Raw genomic sequence first — 12,211 nt, forward strand, 5'->3', positions numbered from 1 at the left:
AACTATCCTGACATAGGGGGGCGAGTAGCGCGTGTAGGTTGAGTAGGGTGTAGCGGTTGAAACTAATGTCCTCAGCAGAGTTGACCAAAAACTCGATAGCATCTTTGTGGTTTAAAATCATTTGCGCTTCAAGCGGTTTGTGGCCTGAGGCTATTTGCCCGAAGTCGATTAAGCGGCGCGAGTCGAGTAGCGAGTAAGTGTTACCTTCGAGGCGGCTAGAATTCCACGACAGGTCGATCAATAAGCGATTGATGATGTGTTTTGCATAGGTTCCCGCAGGTTGAGGCGCAATTTTTTGTGCCCCAATTGACTGGAGGTGTTGCCGCTCAGTGTCACTCAGGTATTGGCTGACATTCGGTCGGTAGTGATTCAAAAAGTCATAGTTGTAGCCCACCACTTTGCGCTTATGTAGCGCTTGGCGTAGGTATTGCTGGCTTTTTTTTGCTTCATCAGACACGGGAAGCACTGGCTCTGACTCGTTAACCGACGATGGTTTTTCAGGCATAGTGGTGTCGTAAATTTGTGTCGCAAGCACATACTTAGTTGCGCGACCTTTGCCTTGTTGGGCAATGCGTTGTTGCTGGACGAGTTTCTTGAGCTGGTATTGAAGTGTGCGCAGGGGGAGTGCTTTGGGGAGTTGCGCAAGTATTTGTTGCGCAGAAAGGCTTTCCTGATTGGCTTTGAGGCAGTTCAGGATAGTGTTTTCTTGGTTTGATGGGATGTTTGCGTAATTCATATTGGTTTGCGTGATAATGTTTTATACGCAATTATATCGCGAATCGCGCAACTTTAAAAATAATCACGCAATAGAGTGTGATCATTAAAGCTGGAAATCTTTTAGCTTGAGATATACTTTAGTTACCGGTGCTCCATTACCATTTGAACGTATGAATGCAGGTGAATTAATCTATATTCACCGCGAGACAAGCGATAGAAATACATTAGCGGTGGACAGGAAATTTCATCGATCGTAAAAATAGAATGAATCATTCGCAATAAGTCATTTTACAGAAGTAAACTAATAATCCATAGTTAAGCCATCACATAGACACATCTATGTAATCAAGCTAACTCACAATAATTGAAATCGGAGGTAGACAATGTCTGCAGGTAAATGCCCAGTAATGCACGGCGGTGCAACAGAGACCAATCAATCAGTGATGGAGTGGTGGCCAAACGCGCTGAACCTCGACATCCTGCACCAGCACGATACAAAAACGAATCCACTCGGTGAAGATTTCAACTACCGTGAAGCGGTGAAAACACTCGATGTTGAAGGCTTGAAAAAAGACCTGACGGCACTGATGACAGACAGCCAGGACTGGTGGCCAGCAGACTGGGGTCACTACGGTGGCTTGATGATCCGCATGACGTGGCACGCAGCGGGTTCATACCGTACTACTGACGGTCGAGGTGGAGCTTCTACCGGTAACCAACGTTTTGCCCCATTAAATTCATGGCCTGACAACGTCAACCTCGATAAAGCACGTCGCCTGCTTTGGCCTATCAAGAAGAAGTACGGCAACAAGTTGAGCTGGGCTGATTTGCTAGCTTACGCCGGAACCATCGCTTATGAGTCAATGGGTCTGAAGACTTACGGTTTTGCGTTTGGTCGTGAAGACATTTGGCACCCTGAGAAAGATGTTTACTGGGGTTCTGAGAAAGAGTGGTTAGCACCAAGTGGTAGTGAAGGCAGCCGTTATTCTGGCGAGCGTGATCTTGAGAATCCACTGGCCGCAGTAATGATGGGTCTGATTTATGTTAACCCTGAGGGGGTTGATGGTAACCCTGATCCACTCAAGACAGCACATGATATTCGCGTGACGTTTGATCGGATGGCGATGAACGATGAAGAGACGGTTGCGCTGGCAGCCGGTGGTCACACGGTCGGTAAGTGTCACGGTAATGGTGATGCGGATCTGTTAGGTGCTGATCCTGAAGGTGCAGATATCGAAGAGCAGGGCTTTGGCTGGATGAACAACACCAAGCGTGGTATTGGTCGCGATACTGTTTCGAGTGGTATTGAAGGTGCATGGACATCTAATCCAACCAAATGGGATGGCGGCTACTTTGATCTGCTTTTGAACTACGACTGGGAGTTAAAGAAGAGTCCTGCAGGAGCTTGGCAGTACGAGCCAATTAACCTTCCGGAAGAGAAAAAGCCGGTTGATGTAGAAGATTCATCCATCCGTAAAAATCCGATTATGACAGATGCGGATATGGCGATGAAGATGGACCCTGAGTATCGTAAGATTTCTGAGCGTTTCCACAATGATCAGGAATATTTCTCAGAAGTGTTTGCACGCGCTTGGTTCAAACTGACTCACCGTGATATGGGCCCGAAGGAGCGTTATATAGGCCCAGACGCACCACAAGAAGATTTGATCTGGCAAGACCCTGTTCCAGCGGGTAATAAGAGCTACGATGTTGATGCTGTAAAAGCGAAGATTGCTGATAGTGGTCTGAGCGTAAGCGAGATGGTTTCAACGGCTTGGGACAGTGCAAGAACATTCCGTGGTTCAGACCTACGTGGTGGTGCGAACGGTGCACGTATTCGCTTAGCGCCTCAAAAAGACTGGGAAGGCAATGAGCCGGCTCGTTTACAAAAGGTATTATCTGTACTCGAGCCAATCGCTGCTGACAAGGGCGCAAGCATTGCTGACGTGATTGTACTGGCGGGTGTTGTGGGTGTAGAGCAAGCGGCTAAAGCAGCTGGTTTCGATGTCCCGGTACCATTCGAGCCAGGTCGTGGTGATGCGACGAGCGAGATGACTGACGAAGATGCATTCGACGTGCTAGAGCCTGTGAGCGACGGATTCCGTAACTGGATGAAGAAAGATTACGTGGTGACTGCTGAAGAGTTGTTGTTAGATCGCGCTCAGTTAATGGGCCTGACGGCTGCTGAAATGACGGCATTAGTTGGTGGTATGCGCGTGATTGGTACGAACTACGGTGATACCAAGCACGGTGTGTTTACAGATAATGTCGGCGCCTTAAGCAATGACTTCTTTGTTAATCTGACGGACATGGCTTACACATGGAAGCCAACTAGCAAAAGCGAGTATGCGATTGTAGATCGCGCTTCTGGCGAGACTAAGTTCACGGCAACTCGCGTTGACTTGGTGTTTGGTTCTAACTCTATTCTGCGTGCTTATGCTGAGGTGTATGCTCAGGATGACAATAAAGAGAAGTTTGTTAAAGACTTCGTCGCAGCATGGACTAAAGTGATGAATGCGGATCGGTTTGATCTGGCTTAATTGCTGATAGTTTGTTTAGGCTGAGAGAGCCCGCGTCGCGTTTTTTGTGGCGCGGGCTTTTTTATTACCTGTTGTTTCTAATATCAAGCGGCCGTTTTCAACCCAAGTAATTAGTGAGCCCCTGCTTTAATTGCTAGTTGTTGTCTTAAATTAGCAGGGATAACTCTTCTTCCTTGCTTACGTATTAGCCTTAATAATATCTCGCAACACCATGGGTAAGATTCCTTTGTGCTTAATCTGATCAAGCTCTGAGGAAGTATCCACACGAGAATGTAACGCTAAGGTTTCTGAAGAGCCATCAGTTCTATGGATAACCAACTCCACTTTGCCCCTAGGCTCCAACGTGTCAATGCTATTGAGATCAAACGTTTCTGATCCATCCAAACTTAGCGAGTGCATAGTAACGCCATCAGGCAATTGCAACGGCAGTATTCCCATGCCGACTAGATTGGATTTATGGATACGCTCAAAGCTGTCAGCGATGATAGCCCTGACACCAAGTAGCGCTGGGCCTTTGGCTGCCCAATCGCGTGAAGATCCTGTGCCGTAGAGCTTGCCACCGAATACGACACTTGGTGTGCCTTCCTTACGATAGCGAGCAGCAGCATCATAAATAGACATATTAGTGGGTTTGCCATCGGGGGAGTAATGCGTTGTTACTGCACCCGTTGTTCCCGGCAGCATAAGGTTTCTGGCTTTCACGTTACCGAAAATACTGCGTAACATGACATGGTGATTACCACGGCGCGCGCCGAGCGAGGTTAGGTCGTCTTCGGCGACACCTTGAGAGACTAAATACTCTCCTGGCGACGAGTCGGGACGAATACGGCTAACTGGCGAAATATGGTCAGTGGTTGTGTTGTCATCACACATCACCAACATGCGTGCACCAGTAATGTTATCAAGTGCATCCTTTGGAGGCTCTACTGAGAAATCGTCAAAGAAGGGGATTTCTTGAATGTAGGTAGAGTCTGGGTTCCAATCGTACACGGGGCCTGTGGGTGCTTGGAGCGCGCGCCACGTGTCTGGGCCGTCTAACGAGTTTTCATAGGTGTCAATGAAAGCGTCAGGGTCCATACAAGACTGCATGGTTTGTCTAATTTCGGCATCACTCGGCCAGATGTCTGTTAAGAACACATCATTGCCTGTTGCGTCTTGCCCAAGCGGTGATTGAGTCACGTCAATATTGACATTCCCCGCCAGCGCCATTGCGACCACTAACGGTGGCGACATGAGAAAATTAGCGTCCACGTCAGGGTGTACACGACCCTCAAAGTTTCGATTACCTGACAGCACGGATGCCACCACGATATCGTGAGTTTGTAAAGCGTCTTCAATGCTTGGTGCAAGCGGGCCAGAGTTACCCACACAGGTGGTGCAACCATAACCTGCAGTATTAAAACCGAGTGAATTCAGGTGTTGCTGTAGTCCAGCTTTGGTTAAAAAGTCGGTCGCCACCGGTGAACCAGGGGCTAAGGATGTTTTTACACCATCGGGCACTTTCATACCGCGTTCATTGGCTTTCTTGGCCACTAGGCCAGCTGCGACCAGCAAGCTTGGGTTGGAGGTATTAGTACAGGAGGTAATCGCTGCGATGACAATATCGCCATCTTTTAACTTACGACCGGGCAACGGAGAGAAGCTACCATCGTCTTCCGTTTTCATCGGCGTTACTGTGGCGATTTCGGGTGTGCGATCGCCTTCAGCGGCTGCTTTTTGAAAAACATGACCAATCTGTGCTAATGGCAGTCTGTCCTGTGGTTTTTTTGGCCCTGCAACTGAGGGTTTTACGGTAGATAAATCCAGTTTTAGCAAGTCAGTGTATTTCGGCAGTGGCTGGCCGGGTGACCATGTCATGTTTTGTGCTTTGTAAAAAGCCAATGGGAGCTCACCATCACGCCCCGTCGACTTTAGGTATTCTGCGGAAATACCATCGAAGGGGAAGAAGCCCATGGTCGCGCCATACTCGGGTGACATATTGGCGATGGTTGCACGGTCAGGTAAGGAAAGGTTCGCGCTGCCTTCGCCGATATATTCAACGAATTTGCCCACAACACCGCCTGGGTATTTTCTTAGCATTTCGGTAATGGTCAGTACAAGATCGGTTGCCGTAACACCTTCTCTCAATTGCCCTGTCAGTTCGACACCGACGACTTCTGGCGCGAGCATTTGCATGGGCTGTCCAAGCATGGCAGCGCCTGCTTCAATGCCTCCCACTCCCCAGCCAACTGTGCCTAGCGCATTTGCCATTGGTGTGTGACTGTCCATGCCAATTAGTGTATCAGGCACCATTAAGTCATTAATTTCTAGGTAGCCTTGCGCCAGATACTCTAAGTTGACCTGATGCACAATCCCCGTTTGTGGCGGAATGATGCGAATCGTCTTGAATGCCTGAGCCCCCCATTTTAAAAAGGTATAGCGTTCTTTGTTTCTGAAGGCCTCAAGTTGCCCATTTATTTTAAGTGACGCAGGGCTGCCTGTGTTATCCATCGTCACTGTGTGGTCAATGACCAGATCAGCACGTACTAATGGCTCTATAATTTTGGGATCTAATCCCATGCGCTCTATGGTCGAGCGCATGGCCGCAAAGTCGACAATGGCGGGTGTGCCACTGAGGTCGTGCATAATGACACGGCCCGCAGCAAATGGTATTTCGACTGGCTTTTTACCTTGATGTTCTGGCCATGTGCCGAGCGCGTGAACCTGTTCGGCAGTGACGCCGTTTTTCCCGACATTGCGAGCGATACCTTCCAGTATTGGACGAAGGGAGAAAGGAATGTCGTCGAGGTTGAAACCAAATAATTCTGCCGTCACAGGCAAGCTGTGGTAACTGTGGGTTGTTCCTGAGAGTTTTTTTATAGACTGGGAAGGGTCAAAATTATTGGGATACGTCATTTTCAGAAGTGCCATATTCAAGGTTAAAGAGTGTTTATTTCAAATGCTTCAAATATTCTTAAACCCAATGTAATTGTTGACAATTGATGTGTCAATTAACAGAATATTATCTAATACAGTGCTTTAAGCTGAGCAATTGTCAACAATGTGTCGGTAGCAAGTAGCTTGGGTATCCATGAAAAAGACAGAAAAACAAATGACACTTTCCTCTAAAGTCTACGAAACGGTGAAAGAAAAAATCATCAGCGGTGAGATTGCCCAAGGTAGTAAAATTACCGAGGATAGCCTTTCAAAAGAGTTTGGTATCAGTCGTGGCCCTTTGCGTGAAGCGTTGCGTCATCTGGAAAGCGACCGATTGGTTAATCGTATTCCGCATGCTGGTATTCGTGTTGTGACGCTCACAAAAGACTTAATGAAAGATGTTTACGTTATGCGTGAAGCACTGGAAGGCATGTCTGCGCGTTTGGCGGCTGAGAATATGACCGCAAAACAGGTTGGGGAGTTGTTTTCGCTGCTTGACGCTCATGAGGAAGAAATTCACAAGAAACGGGGCAAGCTCTATTTTCAGAATGAGGGTGACTTAGACTTTCACTATAAAATCGCTGAGGCGAGTAACAATAATTGGCTTCGTGACTTGCTGAGTGGAGAACTATATCAGTTACTACGAGTCAGCCGTCACCACACATGTCAAATCCCAAATAGACCGCACAAGGCATTGGCGGAGCATAGAAATATTGCGATGGCAATTGAAAGTCGAGACCCCGAATTGGCTGAGTTACTGATGCGTCGACATATTAGTGGCGCATGGAAGCAAGTAGAGCAGGTTGTGCTCAAACTTAAATATTAACTCACATAAGCATTAGTCTTTTTCTCATGCCCAATACTCGTATTCGGACCATGGCCTGACACCACCACGACCTCATCATCCATCGTCCAAAGCTGGCTTTTAATCGATTCCATCAACTCCTGATGATTACCCCGTGGAAAGTCAGTACGTCCCACTGAACCAGCAAACAACACATCCCCCACAAACACAATTTTTGCCGATTCATTGAGCAGCACAACATGTCCCGGTGTATGGCCTGGCGTGAAGCGCACTTCAAAAGTTTCCTCGCCTAGTGTCAGTGTATCGCCGTGGTTTAACCATTGTGTTGGACGAAATGCTTCATGTGGAGGGAAGCCGAACATCTGTGATTGCTGGGGTAGGGCGTCCAGCCAAAACGCATCTTCTTCCTGCGGGCCAATGATCGGCAGCTTGTAACGCTCAGCCAGTGGCACAGTCCCGCCTACATGATCCAAATGACCGTGAGTTAGCCAAATCGCAACCGGTTTCAGTCCTTCTTTTTCGACAACAGCGGTCAACTTGTCGATATCACCACCGGGATCGACAAAGGCACACTCTTTAGTTTTTTCGCACCAGATGACGCTACAGTTTTGCTCGAAAGGCGTGACGGGAACGGATTGGTATTTCATATGCTGCTGTCCTGAGTGAAGGTATGCGTGAATACTAGGGAGCTGTTTGGTAAAAATCAATGCCCCGGTGAATGGCGCAACATTGAAGTATTGCGGCACTGTTTCGGTGGGCTTGATAAATACACCCAGAAACGTAGGTGCATACTGGCAAACTCATATAAAACCGATAAAATCCGGCACATACTATTTCAGTTCGAGACCTCCTTGTGACTACTAACGACACTGCAACGCTGCAAAACGATACCATCAAGCACACCACTTGTTATGAGTGTGATGCGAACTGTGCTTTTACCGTGACTATAAATCCCGAAGGCGTCGCCACTAACGTTGAGGGTTTGCCGAATTGCCCGCGTGGTCAGCTGCAGCTGGAGCGCCAATATCATCCGGATCGTTTGTTATATCCACTAAAGCGAGTGGGGCCGCGCGGTTCTGGTGGATTTGAGCGAATTAGCTGGGATGAGGCATTGACGACGATTGCCGAAAAACTGGAAGAAGGCAAGCAGCAACATGGTGCGCCCGCAGTGGGCTTTTTTGCAGGTTATACCAAGGAAGCGCGTCCGCAGTTACAGCGCCTTGCTCATGCCTTTGGGAGTCCTAATTACCTGACGGAGTCGGGCTGTTGTTTCTCCTCAACCATGGTCGCGGAAAAGCTGACATTTGGCTACAAAGTCAAAACAACCTCCACGGTATCATCGCCTAAAACGCGCTGTGTACTGGTGTGGTCGACTAATGCGTCGGGGTCGATTCCGCCATTTGAAAATCATCACCTAAATGAAAAGAAGCGTGGGCGTAAAATGGTGGTGGTTGATCCACGCAGAACAGAAACAGCAGAGCTTGCAGATATCCATTTACAAATTCGTCCCGGCACGGATGGCGCATTGGCGTTAGGTTTTCATCATTTGATCTTTGAAAACGGCTGGCAGGATCAGGATTTTCTGGATGAGTGGGCCAATGGTCTGGAGGCTTTTCGTGAGTACATTAAAGACTTCACGCCGTCACGAGTCGCTGAGATTTGTGGGATAGATGAGGCGGACTTGCGTGCTGCGGTTGAGATGTTTGCGACGGAGTTACCCTCGCAAATTGCCATGTCACCGACCTCCACGGTGCAGCATAGTAATGGTTTCCAGAACCATCGGGCGATGATCTTGTTATCGGCCTCACTGGGAATGATTGATAAAGAGGGCGGAAATCGCTTCTTTAACGACAAGGTGTTGCCTAAGCCAATTGAAATGTTTGATGTGTGCCTGAAGGAGTTGCCGCCACGCATTGGTGATGAGGTGTTCCCGATCTGGACGAAATACTGGCCAGCTGCACAAAGCATGCTGATGCCGGATTGTATTCTGGAAGGAAAGCCACAAAAGTTGCGTACCTTATTGGCGATGGGTATTAACACCGCGATGTGGGCAAACTCCAAACGCATGGAGCGCGCGCTGGGTGAGCTGGATTTCTTTGCGGTATCGGACTTCTTTCATAATCCGGCGACCTTGCAGGCGGATATTGTATTACCTGCGGCGACCAGCCTGGAGCGTAGTGCGCTGATTGCCTATCCCGGCTGTGCTTATCAGGGGGAAGTGAAATACCGTCGCCAAGCCTTGCCACCACGCGGTGAAGCCAAGCCTGATGCACAAATCTTTTTGGAGTTGGGCGTGAAAATGGGCATGGCAGACCAGTTCTGGAATGGTGACTTGGATGCTTCCTGGGCCGAGATGGCCGAGGGATTGCCGGATGAGGTGCGTGAGGAGGCGTATGAAAAGCCAGAGGGGGTCACGGTGTATAGTGATGTCATCGATGAGCTGGTGGATGCCGGTTATATGGATGCGGATCGTCAATGGCGTTTGCACGGTTTTAAAACCGTCACGGGTAAGATTGAGTTTGATTCTCAGGAGTTACGCGAGCAAGACTATGATGGTTTGCCGCTGTATAAAGAGCCAGTGGAGAGCCCTGTTTCCAGTCCGGATGTGTTTGCAGATTATCCTTTGGTACTGACCTCGGGTGGTCGTCAGAAGTACTTCACGCATTCGCAACAACACAATATTGCCAAGCTATTAGACTTTGACCCCAAGCCGCGTATTCAGATTCACCCTACTGATGCTGCTGCTCGTGGGATTAAGCACGATGATAAGGTGGAAGTCAGCACACGTCGCGGTATGGTGACGTTTTATGCGGATGTCACCGATGTAATGAAGCCGGGCGTGGTGCATTGTTTCCATGGCTGGAATGAGGCGAATGTGAATGATCTGACGGATGATTCGTGTCTTGATCCGATTAGTGGGTTTCCGGCGTTTAAGTCTCTATTGTGTGAGGTGAAAGTCTCTGATACTACAGCCTGAGTGTACGTGTCATAAAAACCTCACCATATTGTTGTGCCTGATGAATGATTTTGTCACACGTACTTTGTGAAGTATCAGGCGGTAATATCACTCCCGCACAGGTTCCGCTGTGCGTGGCAACTACCCCTAAAATATCCCAGCTTTCAGCATGTGATAGCACGTTCTTTAGCCAGTGATTATGGGTTCTTCGGGCATGAATCGCTGCGGATTTTGTAGCGCACCGGGCTATTTTAAGGTCATCTCGTTGCATAAAAGCTTCTGCTAAAGAATGATATAGCTGGTCGTAGCTTGTGATGTAGTCATCATCAAATCTGAGCGTAGAATTGTAAGCCTGAGTTGATAGCGTACCGCCCTGATCAATGCCAATGATCTGATAGTCCGGTATATACTTAAAGTCTTGTAGCAGTTTCCCACGGCGGTGATCGTAAGCCACACAACTTTCATAGTGCAGCGGGTCGTGTTGCTCGATCTTAACCAACAATTCCGAAATAGCTGTTTGTATGAGTTGAAAGTCGAATCCAGACTCAAATGCACGAATCACAGCCAATAAATCAGCAGTACTAGAACTCAAACCTTTACCGATTGGAATATTACTTTCAAAGCCTAGTTGTATTGAAAGGCCTTGCTGTAACTCCAACTTAGTGACGAGCAGCTCAGCCAATTGTCTTGCTTTGGCACGAGGTGCATCAATCAGTGTATTTCCATGTGTCGCCTTGCAAACAAGCTTGCATTCACTCCATAAATCAATCGGCAGCGATACTAAAAAGTCCTTACCACTGGATAATCTGCCCTGCGCAATTTCACCAAAACTGGCGAACGATTTGCCGTAGGCAGTAAAAGAAGAAGTATCGCGCTTGCGAAGATCCAAAGGATACGACCTAACTTGTTTTGACGGATGATAAGGAGTCGGCAAGGCTCTTTATCATACCTCTCGCCATTTCCATTTGCTGGGCCTTGTCCATACCTTTACCGACCGGCCCCTCGACAAATAAATGCGCCAATCCATGCACGGACGACCATGCCAATAATTCCTGTGAGCTGAAACTATTCGGATCGACATCATCAATGGTAGCGGCGAACCCGGCTTGCATAAAACTGCTGAGTAATTTGACGGCAGCTTCATAGTTCTCATCGTTCACATAAATCGTTTCTTCCCGCCACATCGCGCGAAAGAAAGCGGGTTTGGCGAGTGCGAATTCAATATAAGCGAGACTGACCGCAGAGAACTCATCACCGGAATTTTCCTGTGCATCTGTTTTAGCGCGCGCCATTGAGTCAGTAAGCTGATGCAGCGCACGAGTGGCAAATGAGGTGAGTAGCGCACGTTTATCCGCATAATGACGAAACGCTGAGGAAGGGGAGACTCCAACCAATTTGGCGCAGGCGCGAAGTGTTACAGCCTCCAAACCAAACTTGGTGGCAATATCGTCAACCGCATCTAATAGCGATTCGCTCAAATTACCGTGGTGGTAACTACTTTTTTGTTTCTTCATTACGGACATATGTAAACACCGTTCACTTTTTTTAGTCAGAGGTCTTGCATTTCGGATTAATGTTCCTATACTATTATGTGAACAGTGATAACATTTGTCAATCAAGTCGCAGCACTTGCCGGGAAGTCACTGAAGAGACCGGAAGTAAGCTGCGCCATTCTTAGAGAAGAGGGTAGGTTTATGACTTCATCAAATGGTTCTGCTACTGATAAATCGAGTGCATGTGCCTTTGGTTTTAAAGGTAAGCGCGATTCTGGAAAGGGTAACTGGTCACCAATGAATACGGGTGCGATGGTGCTTGGCTTTATCGCATTCTGGCCATTAGGGCTGGTACTTTTATATTGGAATATTACGGGCCGCGACGTACGCGACCTTCCGGCAGCCACAAAGGAGAAGTGGGCAATGCTACGAGCAAAAAAGAATCACCACCATTCAGCAGAGACAACTGATAATTCTTTGTTTAACGAATTTCAACAGACGCAGTACGATCGGATTCGTGAGATTAAGGAGGAGATAAAAGACCGTTCGAATCGTTTCAAAGCGTTCCGTGCGGATGCTAAGCGTCGGGCTGATGAGGAAGAGTTCAACAGCTTTATGGCGAATAGTCCGGAGCGCTCGGGTAATTAACGAGCAGTAAGTAGGTCGAAGAGGATCGTAGTTTGCTGGTTGCGCGGGATATTGTGTGACTTTGGTTACGTACGACTCAATGACACTTGATAGATCAAGGTCGCTATTTTCACAATAGCGGCCTTTTTTAATGTGC

General features: G+C 48.0%; 8 protein-coding genes and 1 pseudogene. 4 read left to right on the forward strand and 5 right to left on the reverse strand.

The genetic code is table 11. The annotated features are described in order from the left end of the window. Nucleotides 1-736, reverse strand: a pseudogene (locus tag DKW60_RS04485) (Fic family protein); the annotation flags it as partial. A 364-nt stretch (nucleotides 737-1,100) separates the two neighbouring features. Here DKW60_RS04485 and katG point away from each other — a divergent pair. Next, nucleotides 1,101-3,257 (forward strand): catalase/peroxidase HPI, encoded by a 2,157-nt coding sequence (gene katG / locus DKW60_RS04490; protein WP_109836474.1) that lies wholly within the window; start codon nucleotides 1,101-1,103, stop codon nucleotides 3,255-3,257. 177 nt (nucleotides 3,258-3,434) lie between these two features. Here the strand turns inward: katG and acnA are convergent, their stop codons facing one another. Continuing rightward, nucleotides 3,435-6,152 carry an aconitate hydratase AcnA gene (acnA, locus tag DKW60_RS04495; protein ID WP_109836592.1) on the reverse strand — a complete coding sequence of 906 codons (2,718 nt, stop codon included), beginning with the start codon at nucleotides 6,150-6,152 and terminating at the stop codon, nucleotides 3,435-3,437. Nucleotides 6,153-6,327: 175 nt separating this feature from the next. Between acnA and DKW60_RS04500 the strand changes: the two genes are divergently transcribed. Next, nucleotides 6,328-6,999, forward strand: coding sequence for a GntR family transcriptional regulator (locus DKW60_RS04500; protein WP_109836475.1), 672 nt, complete (start codon nucleotides 6,328-6,330; stop codon nucleotides 6,997-6,999). Here DKW60_RS04500 and DKW60_RS04505 read toward each other — a convergent pair. Further along, complete coding sequence (locus tag DKW60_RS04505; RefSeq protein WP_109836476.1) at nucleotides 6,996-7,625, reverse strand: MBL fold metallo-hydrolase; 630 nt, start codon at nucleotides 7,623-7,625, stop codon at nucleotides 6,996-6,998. The two genes, DKW60_RS04500 and DKW60_RS04505, sit on opposite strands and share 4 nt — an antisense overlap. A 206-nt stretch (nucleotides 7,626-7,831) precedes the next feature. On the opposite strand from DKW60_RS04505, the gene DKW60_RS04510 reads away from it, so the two are divergent. Beyond that, nucleotides 7,832-9,955, forward strand: a complete 2,124-nt coding sequence (locus tag DKW60_RS04510; RefSeq protein WP_245929585.1) for a molybdopterin-containing oxidoreductase family protein — start codon at nucleotides 7,832-7,834, stop codon at nucleotides 9,953-9,955. On the opposite strand, the gene DKW60_RS04515 is transcribed toward DKW60_RS04510, so the two are convergent. Both DKW60_RS04515 and DKW60_RS04520 read right to left on the reverse strand, forming a co-directional pair. Beyond that, the gene (locus DKW60_RS04515; RefSeq protein ID WP_181389580.1) at nucleotides 9,945-10,823 is read right to left on the reverse strand and encodes a GHMP family kinase ATP-binding protein; all 879 of its coding nucleotides are present in this window, start codon (nucleotides 10,821-10,823) and stop codon (nucleotides 9,945-9,947) included. The genes DKW60_RS04510 and DKW60_RS04515 overlap by 11 nt on opposite strands. 10 nt (nucleotides 10,824-10,833) lie before the next feature. Beyond that, complete coding sequence (locus DKW60_RS04520; RefSeq protein WP_109836478.1) at nucleotides 10,834-11,457, reverse strand: TetR/AcrR family transcriptional regulator; 624 nt, start codon at nucleotides 11,455-11,457, stop codon at nucleotides 10,834-10,836. Nucleotides 11,458-11,628: 171 nt separating this feature from the next. On the opposite strand from DKW60_RS04520, the gene DKW60_RS04525 reads away from it, so the two are divergent. Then, nucleotides 11,629-12,075 carry a DUF2852 domain-containing protein gene (locus DKW60_RS04525; protein WP_109836479.1) on the forward strand — a complete coding sequence of 149 codons (447 nt, stop codon included), beginning with the start codon at nucleotides 11,629-11,631 and terminating at the stop codon, nucleotides 12,073-12,075. The last annotated feature ends 136 nt before the right edge of the window (nucleotides 12,076-12,211 follow it).

Source organism: Leucothrix pacifica (genome assembly GCF_003172875.1).
In the GTDB taxonomy this organism is placed as follows: Bacteria; Pseudomonadota; Gammaproteobacteria; order Thiotrichales; family Thiotrichaceae; genus Leucothrix; species Leucothrix pacifica.

Bases quoted from the DNA above. Each gene is read 5' to 3' on its own strand.
- katG (WP_109836474.1), top strand. From the start codon at position 1,101: ATGTCTGCAGGTAAATGCCCAGTAATGCACGGCGGTGCAACAGAGACC.
- acnA (WP_109836592.1), bottom strand. From the start codon at position 6,152: ATGACGTATCCCAATAATTTTGACCCTTCCCAGTCTATAAAAAAACTC.
- DKW60_RS04500 (WP_109836475.1), top strand. From the start codon at position 6,328: ATGAAAAAGACAGAAAAACAAATGACACTTTCCTCTAAAGTCTACGAA.
- DKW60_RS04505 (WP_109836476.1), bottom strand. From the start codon at position 7,625: ATGAAATACCAATCCGTTCCCGTCACGCCTTTCGAGCAAAACTGTAGC.
- DKW60_RS04520 (WP_109836478.1), bottom strand. From the start codon at position 11,457: ATGTCCGTAATGAAGAAACAAAAAAGTAGTTACCACCACGGTAATTTG.
- DKW60_RS04525 (WP_109836479.1), top strand. From the start codon at position 11,629: ATGACTTCATCAAATGGTTCTGCTACTGATAAATCGAGTGCATGTGCC.